Consider the following 16338-nt stretch of genomic DNA (forward strand, 5'->3'; position numbering starts at 1 on the left):
GGACGGCCGTCCCCGCTCAGGCGAGGTCGCGGCGCCGCAGCCCGTACCCGCCGAGGAGGGTCAGCAGGACGGCGAGCGCCGTCAGCACGAGCGTGGCCACCGGGGCGAACGTGCCCAGGGGGTGCCAGGGCAGGTGGGACAGCACGGAGGTGTTCGCCAGCCAGGCCGGCACGCCCGCGTACGGGCCGAAGACCTGCACGAGCGCGCTGTAGAGGAACACCGCCCAGGCGGCGGCCATGGCGCGCGGGGCCAGGCCGAGCAGCGCGGCGGGGATGGCCAGCAGCACCAGCACCTCGGGCAGGCGCAGCAGGCTCGCCCCCGCCACCTCGGCCACCAGGCCGGGCTCGCCGGTGGAGACGGCGGCGCCGAGGCCGAGGCCCGCGCCGTAGACGGCCAGCAGGAGGAGCGCGCCGAGCGCGGTGACCGCCAGGGACGCGGTGAACCAGGCCGAGCGGCTGGTCGGCCCGGCCAGCACGGGCTGGACGCGGCCGTGCGCCTCCTCGGCGCGCAGCCGGGCGGCCGACAGCAGCGCGAACACGCCCGTGTAGAGCGAGCCGGTGAACACCATGAGGCTCAGCCAGCCGCGCACCACGTCCGCTCCGGGAGGGAACAGGCCCAGGTCGATGCCGGCCATGCCGCCGCTCATGCCGCCCATGGCCAGGCCGGCGGCCAGGAACGCGGCCGCCCACCAGGCGATGGACGCCTGCTGCAGCCGCCAGGCCAGCGTGAGCGGGGAGCGCAGCCACGACGGCGCGGCGGCCTGGCCGGGGCGGGCGGCGATCAGGGCGGCGCCGAGGTCGCGCTGCCCGGCCAGCCGGTAGGCGGCGGCGACCAGCAGCGCGGCGAGCACCAGGGAGAGGCCGAGCGGCCACCAGCGGTCGCCGGCCAGCACCCGGGTCTGCTGCGACCAGCCGATCGGCGACAGCCAGAACAGCGGCCCGCCCTGCTGGTCCTGCAGCGCTCCGGCGCCGCGCACGAGCCACGCCGCGAACAGCACGGCGCCGGCGATCCCGCCGGCGCCCCGCGGCTGTTCGGTGATCTGCACGGTGACGGCGGTGAGCGCGGCGAACACCAGCCCGGTCGCGGCGAGGGAGAGGCCGAACAGCAGCGCGCCGCCCGCCGGGAAGCCGACGCTGATCGCGGCGGCGGCGGTGAGGGCCGCCAGCGCGGCGTTGCCGAGCGCGGAGACGAGCAGGGCGGCGGTGAGCTGGGCGTGCCGGCCCACGACGGCGGCCCTGATCAGCTCGGCGCGGCCGGTCTGCTCCTCGGCGCGGGTGTGCCGGGTGATGAGCAGGATGTTCAGCAACGCGGCGGCCAGCAGGAACTCCACCCAGTAGGCGGCCAGGAAGTAGCTCTGCGAGGTGACGGGCCCGTCGCCGAAGACCGGCCCGGCGAGCACCCGCATGAACGACGCCTTGATCATCTGCGCGGCCTCGGCCCTGGCCTCCGGGGTCGGGGCGACGATGGTGGCGGCGGCGTAGTAGAAGCGCGGCACCATGGCGGCGATGGCGATCAGCCAGATCGGCAGCTTGATCCGGTCGCGGCGCAGCGCCAGCCGGACCATCGCGGCGGTGCCCGTCAGATGGGGGCCGGTGAGCTGGATGCCGGTCAGCTGGGTGCTGGTGGCGGTCATGCGGCGGCCTGCCCGGTGCCGTAGTGCCGGAGCATGAGCTCCTCCAGCGTCGGCGGGTGGCTGACCAGCGAGCGGATGCCGAACGTGGTCAGGTGCCGGACGGCGGCGTCGAGATGCCGGGTCTCGACGCTGAAGCGCACGCCCAGGCCGTCCACGGCCGGGTGGTGCACGCCGGGCAGCCCGTCCAGGCCGGTGACCGGGGCGGCGGTGGTGGCCACGATGCTGGTGCGGGTCAGATGCCGCAGCTGCTCCAGCGTGCCCGACTCCACGGTACGGCCGGAGCGGATGATGGTGACGCGGTCGGCCAGGTTCTCGACCTGGGCGAGGATGTGGCTGGACAGCAGGATCGTCCGGCCGGCCGCCTTGGCCTCGGCCACGACCTGCTGGAAGACGGCCTCCATCAGCGGGTCCAGGCCGCTCGTCGGCTCGTCCAGGATGAGCAGCTCCACGTCGGCGGCGAAGGCGGCGACGAGGGCCACCTTCTGCCGGTTGCCCTTGGAGTAGGTGCGGGCCTTCTTCCTCGGGTCCAGCTCGAAGCGCTCGACCAGCTCCTTCCTGCGCTTGGCGTCCAGGCCGCCGCGCAGCCGGCCGAGCACGTCGATGACCTCGCCGCCGGTCAGGTTGGGCCACAGCTCGACGTCGCCCGGCACGTACGCCAGCCGGCGGTGCAGCCGCACGGCGTCGGCCCACGGGTCGCCGCCCAGCAGCCGGGCGGTGCCCGAGGTGGCGCGGATCAGGCCGAGCAGGATGCGGATGGTGGTGCTCTTGCCCGCGCCGTTCGGGCCGAGGAAGCCGTGCACCTCCCCGGCCTGGACGGTGAGGTCGAGGCCGTCGAGGGCGCGGGCCGGCCCGTAGGCCTTGACCAGCCCGGACACGGCTATGGCGGCGGTCATGAGGTGCTCCTGGCGGGGTGGTGGGCGGTGACCGCGGCGTCGAAGTCGCGGTCGGGCAGCGTCCGGTGCAGGTTCAGCAGGGCTTCGGCCTGCCAGCCGACCACGTAGCGGGTCTCCGGCCGCGGGGCCTCGATGGCTCGCAGGATCGTGGCGGCGACGACGCCGGGGTCCGAGGCCGGGCTGTCCGGGTCGTTCATGGCGGCTTCTGCGGCCTGGGCCATGGCCTCGGCCATCCGGTGGTAGGGGCCCTGGCCGGAGATCTCGCGGAGCTGGCGGGCCGATCCGGCCTCGAAGCCGGTCCTGATGATGCCCGGCTGGATGACGACGACGTCGATGCCGAACGGCGCGACCTCCATGCGCAGGGTGTCGGAGAACGCCTCCTGGGCGTGCTTGGAGGCGTAGTACCAGGCGCCGAGCGGCAGGGCGAGCTCGCCGCCGATGGAGGAGACGTTCACGATCGTGCCCGAGCGCTGGTGGCGCAGGTGCGGCAGGACGAGCTGGGTCAGCCGGGCCGGCCCGAACACGTTCACCTCGAACACCTCGCGCGCCATCGCGAGCGGCGTGTCCTCGACGGCGCCGTGCACGACCGTGCCGGCGTTGTTGACCAGCACGTCGATGCGGCCGTGCGCGTCCACGATCGTGCGGACGACCCTGTGCAGGTCCTCCTCTTCGGTCACGTCCATGGGCAGGGCGTGGCCTCCTGCCTCGCGCAGCGCGCCCATCAGGTGGGCGCGCCGCGCGGCGCCGTACACGACGTGGCCGGCGCGCAGCAGCTCCCGTGCGGTGGCCTGGCCGATTCCGGACGAGGCGCCGGTGACCAGGCAGACCTTGGCTGACATTGGCGAAGATCCCTTCTGGGTGAACGTCCCTTCGTTCACGCAGGGGGAAAAGCTACGGACGCCATCAGGAATCGGGCAAGGAGCGAAAGGAATCATCGCAGGTCAGAGCGATTCGATTGGTGTCATGACGGTGTCGGCAAACGCAACACCTTGGCCGTGGCTGTCGCGATGAGGTGGTGCCGGCGGCATACTGGGGGCGCCGCCGCAGGACGTTCCAGGAGGGCGCATGCCGCGAGGCCACCTGTCGTACGAGGAGCGCCGCACGATCGCCGAAGGGCTGCTCAACGGGCTGGCGTACGCCGAGATCGCCCGCCGCCTGGGCCGCCCGCGCTCCACCGTCGGCCGCGAGATCGCCCGCAACGGCGGCCCGCACGGCTACCGCGCCGCCCACGCGCAACGGGCCGCCGAATGGCGCGCCCGCCGCCGCCCCAGTCCTGTCCCCGCCCCGCCGGCGGCCACGACCGACCGGCGCGACCCGGAGGCGGTGCGCGCGTTCGAGGAACTGCTCACCGAGCGGCTGGGCGGCATGCCGCCGATGGCGGCCCGGGTGCTGGCCTGCCTGTTCACCAGCGACACCGGCGACCTGACCGTCGCCGACCTCACCGAACGGCTGCGCGTGAGCCCCGCCTCCATCTCCAAAGGCGTCGGCTACCTCGAACTGATCGGCCTCATCCGGCGCGAACGCGACAACCGGCGCGAACGCTACGTCATCGACGACGAGGTCTGGTATCACGCCTGGCAGGTGGGCACCCGGTCGATGATGATGTGGGCCGAGACCGTCCGCGTGGGCGTCGACGTGCTCGGCGCCGACACCCCGGCGGGCCACCGCCTCAGGACCGCCAGCCGGTTCTTCGACCTGCTCAGCACCGACATGGCCCTCGCCGCCGAGCACTACCGGCAGACCTTCGCCGGCGACCAGGACACCGCGGGGGAGTGAGCCCGCTCGGCTGCGGCCCGCGCGCCCGGCAGGTGCGCGCACGCGGGCCGGCGCCGCACGTCCTCGGCCTGTCCTGCCGCCGGAGCATGGCAGGGATCCTCTGTTAGGATACGACTGTATCCAAACAGGAGATGGGGTCACCATGCGCGTGCCTGACCGTCCGTCCGGCTTCACCAGCGACGCCGCCCGCGACAAGTACCACGCCGCCTACGACCGGTTACTGCGCGAGCTGTGGCCCGTGCCGGTGGACGCCTTCGACGTGGAGACGCGCGCCGGGAGCGTGCGGGCCTACCGGGCGGGGCCCGCCGAGGGGGATCCGGTCGTTCTCGTGGCGGGTGCCGGGGGGAACGCGCTCGCCTGGTACCAGTACGTCGGGCCGCTGGCGCGTACGCGTCCGGTCCTTGTCCTCGATCCGCTCGGCGAGCCCGGCCGGTCCGTGCAGACGCGGCCGCTGGAGTCCGGCGCCACGGTCGGGGGGTGGATCACCGACGTCCTGGCCGCGGTCGGCGCCGAGCGGGCGCACCTGGCGGGGTTCTCGGCGGGCGCGTGGGCCGCGGTGGAGCAGCAGCGGGGCGGCGGGGGCCGGGTCGCGGCGCTGACGCTGGTGGATCCGGGCGGGTTCGGCCCGATCACCGGGCGGTTCCTGCGGTGGGCCGTCGCCGGCGCCGTCTGCTCCATGCTGCCCCGCGTGCTGCGGCACCGGCTCGCGGGCGTGGCGGGCAACGGCGTGCTGCGCGAGGACGCGCTGATCGAGCTGATGCGGCTCGGCTTCTCCTACCGCCGGCGCGTGCCCGTCCCGCCCGTCTACACCGACGAGCAGCTGCGCGAGCTGACCGTGCCCGTGCAGGTGCTCCTGGGCGCGCGCAGCACGCTGCTGGAGGCCCAGGCGGTGGCCGCGCGGCTGGCCGACGTGGTGCCGTCGTGGCGGGTGGAGATCGTGCCCGGCACCGGGCACTCGCTGTCCGTCGAGGCGGCGGACCTGGTCATCGAGCGCATCCTCGGCTTCCCCCGCCAGGCGCGGCCCGCCGGTGCGGCGCCGGCGCACGGGTAGGTCACCGGCATGCCCAAGCAGGTGGATCATGACGAGCGGCGGCGCGAGCTGACCGCGGCGCTGCTGCGCATCGCCAGTACCCGCGGCCTCCAGGCGGTCTCCATGCGGGAGGTCGCCGCCGAGGCCGGGGTGTCGCTGCGCGTCGTCCAGTACTACTTCGCGAACAAGCAGGCCCTGCTGGAGTCGGGCCTGGCGGAGCTGGGAGCGCGCATGAACCGCCGGGCCAAGCAGCGGGCCGCCGCAGCGGGCGAACCGGTGGTGAGCAAGGCGGCGGCGGGAGAGTCGGCGGCGAGCAAACCCGCTACGGGTGAGCGGGTGGGGGGTGAGCCGTCAGTGGACGAGATGACGGCGCGGGCCGTGCTCGCCGCCGTTCTCGGTACGGTCGTGCCCTTCGACGAGCAGAGCAGGCTCGACTCCATGGCCTGGACCGCCTACTACACCGCCGCCCTCACCGACCCGGTGCTGGCCGCGGCGGGGCTCACCCTGCCGAACGCGCTGGAGAGCTTCCTCACCAAACGGCTGGCCGCCGCCCAGCAGGCCGGGGAGATCGCCCCCGACCGTGACCCGCGCATCGAGGTCGCGGGGCTGCTCGCGCTGGCCAACGGCCTGACCTCCAGCGTCCTGAGCGGGCAGCGCGGTTACGAGGACGCGACGGAGATCATCGAGTATCACCTGGACCGGCTGTTCGGGCCGGCCGATGGACTGAGCCGCGCTCGCGTGCCCTCCGGCGAGGGCTCGGCTGGACGGATTTCCGGGCATTGACAGGCCGCCCTCACCATATGTCCAGCCGTGTGCTGATATTTCGGAAATGTAGGGACCATAGGAGGCGTGAATCTCAACGGTCGTACATTCGTGATGGTCAGCTCGACGGCGAGCGCGGTGAACCCCGACAGCCCCACCAGGTTCCGGTACTGGGAGGCCGACGAGGTCGTGTGGGGCGAGTACACCGGCGACACGGTGACCCACGGGCGCTTCGTCGGCACCCGCGACGGCGACCAGGTGTCGATCGCGTACGCGCACGCGCTGGTCGCCGGCGGCAAGGCGGGCGGGCAGAGCACCAGCCGCATCGAGACCGGCGACGACGGGCTGCTGCGCCTGGTAGAGGAGTTCAGGTTCGACGGGGACGACACCCTGCACGTGAGCGTGTGCACCGAGGTCGCCTGAACCGAGTCTGGGGGACCTGAGCTGGGCCTGAGCCGGGCCTGAGCCGGGCCCGATCCTGGCCCGGCCGGCAGCCTAGTCGTCCTTGCGCAGGGCGGCCCGGCCCTCGGCGGCGCCGACGAAGCGCATCTTGCCGAGCGGCACGTCGCCCTGCGCCTCCTGTGCGGGCCGCCGCTGCTGCCGGGCGCGGTCGCGGGCCGGGTCGCGGTCGCTCGGCAGCACGTACGGCCGCCTGAGCACCTCGTCCAGGATGAACACGGTCTCGGTCGCCTTGACGGCCGGGATGTTGGCCAGCCGGTCGGTGACCATGGTGTGCACGGCGGCCACGTCGGAGACCCGTACCTGGATCATCGCGTCGTGCTGGCCGGTGGTGATCGCGCAGTACTCCACCTCCGGCATCCGGGCCAGCTCGGCCCTGAACTGCTTCCACATCTGCTGGCGCACGGTCACGAAGATCAGTGCCGTGATGCCGAGCCCCGCCCTGACGTGGTCGATCTCCGCCGTGAACCGTTTGATCGCGCCGTCGGCGCGCAGCGCCTCGAAGCGGGTGTAGGCGTTGGCCCGGGAGATGCCCACCCGTTCGGCGAGCGCCGCGACGGAGATCCTGCCGTTCTCGCGCAGGACCTCAAGGATCTTCAGGTGGATGTCGTCGAGCTCGAGACCGATGCCGATCCGTCCAGGCTGACCGCCACCGCTGACACCATTTCTGGAAATTTCACTCATCATTACCTCATCGACCTTTATATACGTCTAGCCGACCGCACAGTCCCTGGACGTTCTGCCGCACAATCCTCGACATCCTTCTGCCGAACGTCCAATTTTGGAGGACACTCATGGCGACCCGCTCCCAGACGGCGGCCGTGCTGCTCGCCGGTGCACTCGCCCTGGCCGCCTGCGGCAGCGGCGGCACGTCACAGACCCCCGCGGCCGCAGGCGGCGGCGGGAAGACCCTCGTCATCGACACGTCCTTCGACCTGAAGACCGCCGACCCCGGCCGCACGTACGAGCCGACCGGGCTCATCGTCGGCAAGGCGGTGTACGAGACGCTGCTCACCTTCGACGGGGCCGACGTGACCAAGCCGGTGCCCGCGCTGGCCGAGTCGTACGAGCTGTCGAAGGACGGCAAGACGCTGACGCTCAAGCTCAAGCAGGGCGCAACGTTCGCCGACGGCTCGCCCGTGACGGCCGACGACGTGGTGTTCTCGCTGACCCGCGTGCGCGACATGAAGGGCACGCCGTCGTTCCTGCTGGACGGCGTCGAGGTGGCCAAGACCGACGACACGACGATCACGCTGACGTCGAAGACGCCCAACCCGGCGCTGCCGTTCATCCTGCCGAACCCGGCGCTGGGCATCCTCAACAGCAAGGTCGCCAAGCAGAACGGCGCGACCACCGACGCCCAGGACAAGGCCGAGCAGTACCTGAACGGGCACTCCGCCGGCTCCGGGCCGTACACGATCGAGTCGTTCAACGTGAGCAGCCAGGTCACGCTCAAGGCGAACCCGAAGTACTACGGCACCAAGCCCGCCTACGACAAGGTCGTCATCCGCAACGTCGAGGCCGCCACCCAGAAGCTGAACGTCCAGCGCGGCGACAGCCAGGTGGCGCTCAACCTGTCGGGCGACCAGGTGACCGGCATGCCCGCCACGCTCCAGGTGAAGAAGACCGCCTCGGCGAACGTCATCTTCCTGCTGGCCAACCAGGACTCGGCGATCAGCAAGACCACCACGAACGCCAAGTTCGTCGAGGCCGTGCGCAAGGGCGTCGACTACGCGGGGCTGCTGGAGCTGGCCGGCGAGGGCTCCACCCAGGCGCCGGGCGTGATCCCGTCCCAGATCCTGGGCGCGCTGCCCGCCGACCAGGGCGCCAAGCGGGACGTCGAGGGCGCCAAGGCGGCGCTGGCCGCCAGCGGGCTGTCCAACCCGACCGTGAAGCTGGAGTACCCGAGCGAGCTGACCGTCAACGGGCTGTCGTTCCAGCCGCTGGCCGAGCGCGTCCAGGCCAACCTCAAGGAGGTCGGCATCACCGTCGACCTGCAGCCCGCGCCGGTCACCACGGCCCTCGACAACTACCGCAACGGCAAGGAGGAGATGGGCCTGTGGTACTGGGGCCCCGACTACCCGGACCCCAGCGACTACCTCGCCTTCCTGCCCGGCAAGACCGTCGGCCTGCGCGCCGGATGGAAGGAGGGCGCGGCCAAGGAGATCGAGGAGGCGGGCGCCAAGGCGGCCACCGCGATCGGCGACGAGGCCCGCAAGACCGCCTACGCCGACGTGCAGACGAAGCTCAACGCCTCCGGGCCGTTCGTGCCGCTGATCCAGCCGAGCCAGAACATCGTGTCGGCCGCCTCCGTGACCGGCCTGGAGTACCACCCGGTGTGGACCGTGGACGTCGCCGACCTCGGCGCGAAGTAGGGGCGGTCCGCGTTGCCTCCGCTCGCGCGGTTCCTCATCCGCCGCGTCCTGCTGGCCGTCCTGATGGCGTGGGGCATCACGCTGGTGACGTTCGTCCTGACGAACCTCGTCCCCGGCGACCCCGTGGCCGCCAACCTCGGCCAGCGGGCGCTCGGCGACCCGGCCATCGTCGCCCAGTGGCGGGCCGAGCACGGCCTGGACAAGCCGCTCTGGCAGCAGTACCTGCTCCACCTCCAGGGCCTGGTCCAGGGCGACCTGGGCACCAGCCAGCAGAGCCACCGCCCCGTCAGCCAGGACCTCGCCGAGTTCGTCCCGGCGACGCTGGAGCTGGCGGGCGCGGCCATCCTGGTCTCGCTGGTGCTGGGCGTGGCGTTCGGCGTCGTGGCCGCGCTGCGCCGCGACCGCCTGTCGGACCACGCGCTGCGGGTGCTGAGCCTGGTCGGCATCTCGGTGCCGACGTTCTGGCTGGCGCTGGTCGCGTTCTACGTGTTCTTCTACCGCCTGCAGATCACCCCGGGCAGCGGCCGGGTGGACGCCGCCCTCGGCGGCGCCCCCGCCGTCACCGGCCTGCAGACGGTGGACGCGCTGCTGGCCGGCCGCTGGGACATCTTCGCCTCGGCCGTCGGCCACCTCATCACGCCCGCGCTCGTGCTGGCGCTCTACACGATCGGCCTGCTCACCCGCTTCACCCGCTCGGCGGTGCTGGAGGTGCTCGGGCAGGACTACGTGCGCGCCGCCCGCGCCAAGGGCCTGCCCGGCCGGACCATCCTGTTCCGGTACGTGCTGCGCTCCGCGCTGGTGCCCATCATCACCGTGGCGGGCCTGGCCTTCGGCAGCCTGCTGTCGGGCACCGTCCTGGTCGAGGCCATCTTCGCCTGGCCCGGCATCGGCCAGTACGCGTACAAGAGCGCCACCACCCTCGACCTGCCCGCCGTCATGGGCGTCGGCCTGGTCGTGGGCATCGTCTACCTCGTCATCAACCTGGTCGTGGACGTCCTGTACGGCGTCATCGACCCCCGAGTGAGGCTGCAATGACCCGCGTGAGTCTCCTGGGCAGGCTGCCCGAGGCGTGGCGGCAGCCGCTGGCCGTCGCCGGCGCCGTGCTCGCGCTGCTGTGGCTGGTCGTGGCGCTGGCCGCGCCCTGGCTCGCCCCGCACGACCCGCTCGCCCAGGAGCTGCCCCGGCTCGCGCCGCCCGGGCCCGGCCACTGGTTCGGCACCGACCAGCTCGGCCGCGACATCCTGAGCCGCGTCATGTACGGGGCGCGCGTGTCGATCCCGCTGACGCTGCTGCTGGTGGCCCTGTCGGTGCTGGTCGGCGGCCTGCTCGGCGCGTGCGCCGGCTACTTCGGCCGCTGGGTGGACGAGACCATCATGCGGGTGGCGGACCTGGTGTTCGCGTTCCCGACCGTGATCCTGGCCATGGTGGTGGCCGCCGCGCTGGGCGCGAGCCTGACCAACGCGGTGCTGGCCGTGCTGGTGGTCGCCTGGCCCGCCTACGCCCGCGTCACGCGCGGGCTGGTGCTGGGCGTGCGCGAGCGGGAGTTCGTGCTGAGCGGGCGGCTGCTGGGCTTTTCCGTGTGGCGCTCGCTGCGCGTGGACGTGCTGCCGAACATCACCGGCCCCGTCCTGGTGCTGGCCACGCTCGACATCGGCACCGCCCTGCTGCTGCTGTCCGGGCTGTCGTTCCTCGGCCTGGGCGCCAAGCCGCCGTCGCCCGAGTGGGGCGCGATGGTGGCCTCCGGCGTGGAGGTCTTCGACAGCTGGTGGGTGGCGACGTTCCCCGGGCTGGCCATCCTGACCGTCGTGCTGGCGTTCAACTTCCTGGGCGACACGCTGCGCGACGCCCTCGACCCCCGCACGGCCCGCGCGATCAAGGAGCGTGCGCTGTGACGCTGGACATCACCGGCCTGCGGGTCTCCATCGGCGGCAAGGAGATCCTGCGCGGCGTGGACCTGCGGCTGCAGGCCGGACGCGTGCACGGCCTGGCCGGGGAGAGCGGGTCGGGCAAGACGATGACCGGGCTGGCCACGCTCGGCCTGCTGCCGCACGGCGCCCGCACGACCGGCTCGATCCGGCTCGGCGAGCGCGAGCTGCTGACGCTGCCGCCCAAGGAGCTCAACCAGGTGCGCGGCGGCCGGATCGCCATGGTCTTCCAGGACCCGGCGACCAGCCTGCACCCGATGCTGACCATCGGCACGCAGCTCACCGAGCACATGCGCCACCACCTGCGGCTGGGCAAGGCCGAGGCGAAGGCGCGGGCCGTGGAGCTGCTGGGCAAGGTCCGCATCCCCGGCCCTGAGGAGGCGTACGGGCGCTTCCCGCACCAGTTCTCCGGCGGCATGCGGCAGCGCATCGCGATCGCCATCGCGCTGGCCTGCTCGCCGGAGGTGCTCATCGCCGACGAGCCCACGACCGCGCTCGACGTGACCGTGCAGGCCGGCGTGCTGCGGCTGCTGCGCGGCCTGTGCGACGAGCTGGGCCTCGCGGTGCTGCTGGTCACGCACGACCTGGGCGTCATGTCGGCGGTGGCCGACGAGGTGAGCGTCATGAAGGACGGCCTGGTGGTCGAGTCGGGGCCGCGCGGCCGGGTGCTGCGCGAGCCGGAGCACCCCTACACGCGAGCCCTGCTGGACTCCCTGCCCGATGCGGAGTTGCGATGACGAGCCTGCTGACCATCGACGACCTGGTCGTCGAGCACCGCTCTCCCGGGCGGCCCGTCGTGCGGGCCGTGGCCGGGGCCAGCCTGACCGTACGGCCCGGCGAGGTCGTCGGCCTCGTCGGCGAGTCCGGCTGCGGCAAGTCGACGCTGGCCCGCGCCGTCTGCGGGCTGAACCCCGTCACCGCCGGCTCGATCGACTTCGGCGGGCAGCCCGTCACGCCGCTCGGGCTGCGCCGCCGCAAGCTGACCGGCATCCAGATGGTGTTCCAGGACCCGTACGCGTCGCTGAACCCGCGCCGGCGCGTCGGCGACCAGATCGCCGACGGCCTGCGCACCGCCCGCGACACCGCCACCTCCCCGGCCGACCTGCTGGAACGCGTCGGCCTGCCGCGCGAGTTCGCCGGGCGGCACCCGCACGAGTTCTCCGGCGGCCAGCGGCAGCGCATCGCCATCGCGCGGGCGCTGGCCGCGCGGCCCCGGCTGCTGATCGGCGACGAGCCGATCTCGGCCCTGGACGCCTCCGCGCAGGCGCAGGTCGCCCGGTTGATGCGGGACCTCGCGGTGGAGTCGGGGGCCGGGCTGCTGTTCATCAGCCACGACCTGTCGGTGGTGCGGCTGATCGCCGACCGGATCGCGGTCATGTACCTCGGCAAGATCGTCGAAGTGGGCGACACGGCCGAAGTGTGGGCCAACCCCCGCCACCCGTACACGCGGGCGCTGCTGGCGGCCATCCCGCAGCCGGACGGGCTGGGCGTGCTGCCGGAGGAGCTGCCCGGCGACGTGCCGGACCCGGCCAGCCCGCCGTCCGGCTGCCGGTTCAGCCCGCGCTGCCCGCTGGTGATGGACGTGTGCCGCGACAAGGAGCCGGACTTCGGGCCGGTCGCCTGCTGGCTGCACGAGCCGAAGTGACCCCCGAGGCGGTGGCGGCGGCGCGGGCCGTCGCGGCGCGGCGGGCCATGGCGGAGACGGGGATCGACGCGCTCGTGCTGCGGCCCTCGCCCGACTTCCGCTTCCTCGGCGGCGGGCAGGGGCCCTTCCTCGTCCTCACCCAGGAGGCGATGGCCGAGACCGGGGACCCGGCCGCGCTGGTGCCGCAGGGGGCGCGGCGGGTCGGGGTGGATCCGGAGATGCGGGTGCGCGAGCTGTTCGGGCTGGCCATCGAGGCCGAGCTGGTGCCCGCCGCCCCCGTGCTCGCGCCGCTGCGGCTGCGCAAGGAGCCGTACGAGATCGAGGCGCTGCGGCGCGCGGTCGCGGCGGCCGAAGGCGTGCTGGCGCGGGTGCCGGAGCTGGCCTGGTTCGGGGAGACCGAGCGGGCGATGGCCGCGCGGCTGCGCGCGCTGCTGCTGGAGTCCGGCTGCGAGAAGCCGCTGTCGGTACGGGTCGCCGCCGGCGAGCACACGGCGCGGCCCGCCCACCTGCCCGCGCACCGCGTGATCAACCCGGGGGACGCGCTGGGCGTGTCGGTGTGCGGCCGGTGGGGCGGCTACTGCGCGGAGGCGGCCCGGGTCTTCGTGGTGGCCGAGCCGCCGGAGGACTTCGAGGCGATGTACTCGGTGGTGCTCGCCGCCCACCGGGCGGGCCTGGCCGCGCTGCGTCCCGGCGTGCCGGCCGGCGAGGTCGCCCGCGCGGTGGCCGAGGTGATCGACGGCAGCGGGTACGGGCGGTTCGCGGCCCCGCACGCCGGCCGCGGCATCGGCCTCGCCCCCGACGAGGGGCCGGGCGCGGAGACGACCCTGGAGCCGGGGATGACGTTCTGCCTGGAGCCGGCCATCCACGTGCCGGACCTGTTCGGCGCCAGGGTGGCGGACGTGGCGCTGTGCGCGCAGGCCGGCGCGCTGCCGCTCGGCACGGCCCCGCACACGCTGCACGTCCTCGACCGGTAGCCCCCTCCACTTGAGCGCGCCCGCGCCGATATACCCCTGGTTGGTTTGTTCGGCCGGCACGCCGCGGTGCGGGCGGACCCCGGCCGACTTCGGTATGTCGAGTCCGTTCGCCCGCGCTACCGCGACCGCCATGAGCACTGGCGTGGACATGGAGGCGCCTGACTTGGCACTTCTGGTTCACGCGATGCGCTAGCGCAGCTGGTCGCGGCGGCGGGTCAGATAGGCGGTCTCGGCGGTGTTGCCCGCCAGCTCGACGGCCCGCTCGTACGCCGCGCGCGCCTCCTGCCCCCGGCCCAGCCGGCGCAGCAGGTCGGCGCGGGTGGCGTGGTAGGCGTGGTAGCCGGACAACGCCCCGGCCAGCCGGTCCACGACGGCCAGCGCCACCTCCGGGCCGTCGAGCTCGGCCACGGCGACGGCCCGGTTGAGGGCGATGACCGGTGAGGGGTCGAGGCGGGCGAGCCGGTCGTACAGGGCGAGGATCTGCGACCAGTCGGTGTCGCGGATGTCGCGGGCGGAGGTGTGCACGGCGTTGATCGCCGCGAGGATCTGGTAGCGGCCGGGGACGGCCCCGGCCGCGGCGGCGACCAGCCGCTCGCGTACCAGCCGGTGGCCTTCGGCGATCAGCTCCGCGTCCCAGGCGCCGCGATCCTGCTCCGCCAGGGGCACCAGCTCGCCGCCGGCCGAGACGCGCGCGGCCCGGCGGGCCTCGGTGAGCAGCATCAGCGCCAGCAGCCCCGCCACCTCGCCGTCGTCCGGCAGGAGGGTGCGGATCAGGCGGGTGAGCCGGATCGCCTCCGCGGTCAGGTCGTGCCGCACGGGGTCGGTGCCGGGCCCGGTGGCCAGGTAACCCTCGTTGAAGACGAGATAGAGGACGGCGAGGACACCGGAGACGCGCGCCGGCAGGTCGCCGGCGGACGGCATCCGATAGGGGATGCGGGCCGCCTTGATCTTCGCCTTCGCGCGGGTGATGCGCTGCCCCATCGCGCTCTCGGCCACCAGGAACGCGCGCGCGATCTCCGGCATGGTCAGCCCGGCCACCATGCGCAGCGTCAGCGCCACCCGCGCCTCCATCGCCAGCGCCGGATGGCAGCAGATGAAGATGAGGCGGAGCCGGTCGTCGTCGATGACGCCCAGAGACTCGGGCGGGTCGTCGTAGGACATCAGCGCCTTCCTGTGCTTGTCGTCGCGTTTGCTCTCACGCCTGATCCGGTCGATGGCCAGACGGGTGGCGGTGGTGGTCAGCCAGCCGCCCGGGTTCGGCGGCACGCCGTCGGCCGGCCACCGCTGCACGGCGGTCGCGAACGCCTCGGCCGCCGCCTCCTCCGCGATGTCGAGATCGCCGAACCGCCTGGTCAGGGCCGCGACCACGCGGGCCCACTCGTCCCGGTGCGCCTGGGTGACGGCCTCGCGGGCGTCGATCGTGCTCACCGGAACGCCCGCACCCCGACGGTGACGCCGTCGGCCTGGTGGTGAATGACGGAAATCAGATACTGCATCCGTGGATCATCTCCTGGGTGTCAAGACGGTGCGCGAGACGCGCGGGCGGGCGTCCCCACCTCTGCTACGAACACCCCCGCCCCGATCCGACACCACTTTCGAAACTTCGGCCTGAGACGCCCCGCTGCGAGATAAGGCCTGTTCAGGGTAGGGGACGGTCATGATTCGAGCACGATTCGCCGGCAGCCTCCTGGCCGCGGGCCTGCTGGCCGCGTCCACCTCCTGCGCCCCCGCGACCCCACGGGCCGCCGACCGGATACCGGTGACCGCCGTGACGACCTCGCAACCACCGTCCGAGACGCTGTCACCTCTCCTGGAACAAGCGCTCCCGAACGTCAAGGGCAAGACGTTCACCTCGACGATCGTCAGCTTCCCGCCCGCCGCCCGCGCCGCCCCGCACCGCCACGGCGAAGCCTTCGTCTACGCGTACGTCCTCGCGGGCACCGTACGCAGCCGCCTCGGCGGCGAGCCGGTGCGCACGTACCGGCAGGGCGAGAACTGGGTCGAACTCCCGGGCGCCCATCACGTGCTCACCGAGAACACCAGCCGGACACAACCGGCGAAACTGCTGGTCATCTTCGTCTCCGACACGGGAGCCCAGCTCAAGATCGACGATTAGGGGTTCGCGGTCCCTGGAAGCGGGCAGACGGCGTCCGGCAGCCCGCGGGGGAGGGCCCGGCGCTCGTCCTCGGCGAGGTCGCGTCCGAGGACGGAACAGACGTGGGATCTCCACTGTACGGGGTCGAGCCGGAGCAGGTCGGCGATCTTGGCGGGACTTCTCAGCAGGGCCCTGCCGTCGCCGGTCGCTGCCACGAAGTTCTGTTCGCCGGCGAAGGTGTAGGTGGTCACGTCCACCTGACCCGAGTCGTGCACGCGCAGGAAGCGTACAGAACGCCCGTAGGCGAGGAAGAAGCCGGGATTGCCCGCGTCGTCCTCCTGCAACGTCCCGATCTGGGAGTTGCCCGGCTCCAGGGGGCCGAGCGAGCCGAAGATCTTCTGGGTGCGCCGCCGGTCCGCCACCGACCACAGCTCGATGATGCGTCCGCTGGTCAGCACCATGGCGTAGCGTGCGCTCGGCTCGACCGCCGCGGTGACCACGTCGTCTCCCAAACGGATCCGCAGATCCGGATCCTCCACCCGGGAGGCGAGGCGCACGGCGCGCAAGGTGCGATCGGCGGTCAGCGTGACCTGTACGTAGCCGGGCTTGTAGTGCCGCTGGACGTAGAAGTCCTTCGCGTCGGGCCCGTCGGGGAACAGGGTGTAGAGGTCGAGGGGGTCGGACAGGTGACGGCCGTCGCGGGCGTTCCAGTGTTCGACCACACCCCCGGAGACCGTCACCAGTTCTTCGTTCGACAGGAAGAAGAAGTCC

General features: G+C 73.0%; 16 protein-coding genes and 1 pseudogene. 11 read left to right on the top strand and 6 right to left on the bottom strand.

Annotated elements, in window-relative coordinates:
• Positions 1 to 16: 16 nt before the first annotated feature.
• The 3 genes from HCN51_RS05285 to HCN51_RS05295 are packed head-to-tail and all read right to left on the bottom strand — an operon-like array spanning position 17 to position 3365.
• Positions 17 to 1633 (bottom strand): ABC transporter permease, encoded by a 1617-nt coding sequence (locus HCN51_RS05285; protein WP_168007286.1) that lies wholly within the window; start codon positions 1631 to 1633, stop codon positions 17 to 19.
• Entirely contained in the window at positions 1630 to 2526 is an 897-nt protein-coding gene (locus HCN51_RS05290) for an ABC transporter ATP-binding protein (protein ID WP_168007288.1), read from the bottom strand. The genes HCN51_RS05285 and HCN51_RS05290 overlap by 4 nt, the downstream gene beginning before the upstream one ends.
• Positions 2523 to 3365, bottom strand: a complete 843-nt coding sequence (locus HCN51_RS05295) for an oxidoreductase (RefSeq protein ID WP_168007290.1) — start codon at positions 3363 to 3365, stop codon at positions 2523 to 2525. The genes HCN51_RS05290 and HCN51_RS05295 overlap by 4 nt, the downstream gene beginning before the upstream one ends.
• Before the next feature lie 226 nt (positions 3366 to 3591).
• Between HCN51_RS05295 and HCN51_RS05300 the strand changes: the two genes are divergently transcribed.
• The 4 genes from HCN51_RS05300 to HCN51_RS05315 all read left to right on the top strand — a co-directional run bounded on the left by HCN51_RS05300 (position 3592) and on the right by HCN51_RS05315 (position 6517).
• The gene (locus HCN51_RS05300; protein ID WP_168007292.1) at positions 3592 to 4302 is read left to right on the top strand and encodes a helix-turn-helix domain-containing protein; all 711 of its coding nucleotides are present in this window, start codon (positions 3592 to 3594) and stop codon (positions 4300 to 4302) included.
• A 142-nt stretch (positions 4303 to 4444) separates the two neighbouring features.
• Positions 4445 to 5353, top strand: a complete 909-nt coding sequence (locus HCN51_RS05305; protein ID WP_168007294.1) for an alpha/beta fold hydrolase — start codon at positions 4445 to 4447, stop codon at positions 5351 to 5353.
• Positions 5354 to 5362: 9 nt separating this feature from the next.
• Positions 5363 to 6115: a TetR/AcrR family transcriptional regulator gene (locus HCN51_RS05310; RefSeq protein WP_168007296.1), complete on the top strand. Its 753-nt coding sequence runs from the start codon at positions 5363 to 5365 to the stop codon at positions 6113 to 6115.
• A 66-nt stretch (positions 6116 to 6181) separates the two neighbouring features.
• Positions 6182 to 6517, top strand: a complete 336-nt coding sequence (locus HCN51_RS05315; protein WP_346433537.1) for an avidin-fold protein — start codon at positions 6182 to 6184, stop codon at positions 6515 to 6517.
• Positions 6518 to 6589: 72 nt separating this feature from the next.
• Here the strand turns inward: HCN51_RS05315 and HCN51_RS05320 are convergent, their stop codons facing one another.
• Complete coding sequence (locus HCN51_RS05320) at positions 6590 to 7237, bottom strand: Lrp/AsnC family transcriptional regulator (RefSeq protein ID WP_080037889.1); 648 nt, start codon at positions 7235 to 7237, stop codon at positions 6590 to 6592.
• 110 nt (positions 7238 to 7347) lie between these two features.
• Here HCN51_RS05320 and HCN51_RS05325 point away from each other — a divergent pair, with 110 nt between their 5' ends.
• Genes HCN51_RS05325 through HCN51_RS05350 form a run of 6 tightly spaced genes read left to right on the top strand, consistent with a single transcriptional unit; the run spans position 7348 to position 13472 of the window.
• The gene (locus HCN51_RS05325; protein WP_168007298.1) at positions 7348 to 8928 is read left to right on the top strand and encodes an ABC transporter substrate-binding protein; all 1581 of its coding nucleotides are present in this window, start codon (positions 7348 to 7350) and stop codon (positions 8926 to 8928) included.
• A gap of 12 nt (positions 8929 to 8940) precedes the next feature.
• On the top strand, positions 8941 to 9963 hold the full coding sequence (locus HCN51_RS05330) for an ABC transporter permease (RefSeq protein ID WP_168007300.1): 1023 nt from the start codon (positions 8941 to 8943) through the stop codon (positions 9961 to 9963).
• The gene (locus tag HCN51_RS05335; protein ID WP_080037892.1) at positions 9960 to 10820 is read left to right on the top strand and encodes an ABC transporter permease; all 861 of its coding nucleotides are present in this window, start codon (positions 9960 to 9962) and stop codon (positions 10818 to 10820) included. The genes HCN51_RS05330 and HCN51_RS05335 overlap by 4 nt, the downstream gene beginning before the upstream one ends.
• Positions 10817 to 11590, top strand: a complete 774-nt coding sequence (locus HCN51_RS05340) for an ABC transporter ATP-binding protein (protein ID WP_080037893.1) — start codon at positions 10817 to 10819, stop codon at positions 11588 to 11590. The genes HCN51_RS05335 and HCN51_RS05340 overlap by 4 nt, the downstream gene beginning before the upstream one ends.
• Positions 11587 to 12498, top strand: a complete 912-nt coding sequence (locus HCN51_RS05345) for an ABC transporter ATP-binding protein (RefSeq protein WP_168007302.1) — start codon at positions 11587 to 11589, stop codon at positions 12496 to 12498. Before HCN51_RS05340 ends, HCN51_RS05345 begins: the two co-directional genes overlap by 4 nt.
• Positions 12495 to 13472 carry a M24 family metallopeptidase gene (locus HCN51_RS05350; RefSeq protein ID WP_346433538.1) on the top strand — a complete coding sequence of 326 codons (978 nt, stop codon included), beginning with the start codon at positions 12495 to 12497 and terminating at the stop codon, positions 13470 to 13472. Before HCN51_RS05345 ends, HCN51_RS05350 begins: the two co-directional genes overlap by 4 nt.
• Before the next feature lie 189 nt (positions 13473 to 13661).
• Here HCN51_RS05350 and HCN51_RS05355 read toward each other — a convergent pair whose 3' ends face one another.
• On the bottom strand, positions 13662 to 14900 hold the full coding sequence (locus HCN51_RS05355; protein ID WP_168007304.1) for a DUF6596 domain-containing protein: 1239 nt from the start codon (positions 14898 to 14900) through the stop codon (positions 13662 to 13664).
• 229 nt (positions 14901 to 15129) lie between these two features.
• Between HCN51_RS05355 and HCN51_RS05360 the strand changes: the two genes are divergently transcribed.
• Positions 15130 to 15588, top strand: a complete 459-nt coding sequence (locus HCN51_RS05360; RefSeq protein ID WP_168007306.1) for a cupin domain-containing protein — start codon at positions 15130 to 15132, stop codon at positions 15586 to 15588.
• Here the strand turns inward: HCN51_RS05360 and HCN51_RS05365 are convergent.
• Positions 15585 to 16338 (bottom strand): annotated as a pseudogene (locus tag HCN51_RS05365) (serine protease); the annotation flags it as partial. The gene HCN51_RS05360 and the pseudogene HCN51_RS05365 sit on opposite strands and share 4 nt — an antisense overlap.

Source organism: Nonomuraea composti (assembly GCF_012034275.1).
In the GTDB taxonomy this organism is placed as follows: domain Bacteria; phylum Actinomycetota; class Actinomycetes; order Streptosporangiales; family Streptosporangiaceae; genus Nonomuraea; species Nonomuraea composti.

Bases quoted from the DNA above. Each gene is read 5' to 3' on its own strand.
- HCN51_RS05285 (WP_168007286.1), bottom strand. From the start codon at position 1,633: ATGACCGCCACCAGCACCCAGCTGACCGGCATCCAGCTCACCGGCCCC.
- HCN51_RS05290 (WP_168007288.1), bottom strand. From the start codon at position 2,526: ATGACCGCCGCCATAGCCGTGTCCGGGCTGGTCAAGGCCTACGGGCCG.
- HCN51_RS05295 (WP_168007290.1), bottom strand. From the start codon at position 3,365: ATGTCAGCCAAGGTCTGCCTGGTCACCGGCGCCTCGTCCGGAATCGGC.
- HCN51_RS05300 (WP_168007292.1), top strand. From the start codon at position 3,592: ATGCCGCGAGGCCACCTGTCGTACGAGGAGCGCCGCACGATCGCCGAA.
- HCN51_RS05305 (WP_168007294.1), top strand. From the start codon at position 4,445: ATGCGCGTGCCTGACCGTCCGTCCGGCTTCACCAGCGACGCCGCCCGC.
- HCN51_RS05310 (WP_168007296.1), top strand. From the start codon at position 5,363: ATGCCCAAGCAGGTGGATCATGACGAGCGGCGGCGCGAGCTGACCGCG.
- HCN51_RS05320 (WP_080037889.1), bottom strand. From the start codon at position 7,237: ATGAGTGAAATTTCCAGAAATGGTGTCAGCGGTGGCGGTCAGCCTGGA.
- HCN51_RS05325 (WP_168007298.1), top strand. From the start codon at position 7,348: ATGGCGACCCGCTCCCAGACGGCGGCCGTGCTGCTCGCCGGTGCACTC.
- HCN51_RS05335 (WP_080037892.1), top strand. From the start codon at position 9,960: ATGACCCGCGTGAGTCTCCTGGGCAGGCTGCCCGAGGCGTGGCGGCAG.
- HCN51_RS05345 (WP_168007302.1), top strand. From the start codon at position 11,587: ATGACGAGCCTGCTGACCATCGACGACCTGGTCGTCGAGCACCGCTCT.
- HCN51_RS05360 (WP_168007306.1), top strand. From the start codon at position 15,130: ATGATTCGAGCACGATTCGCCGGCAGCCTCCTGGCCGCGGGCCTGCTG.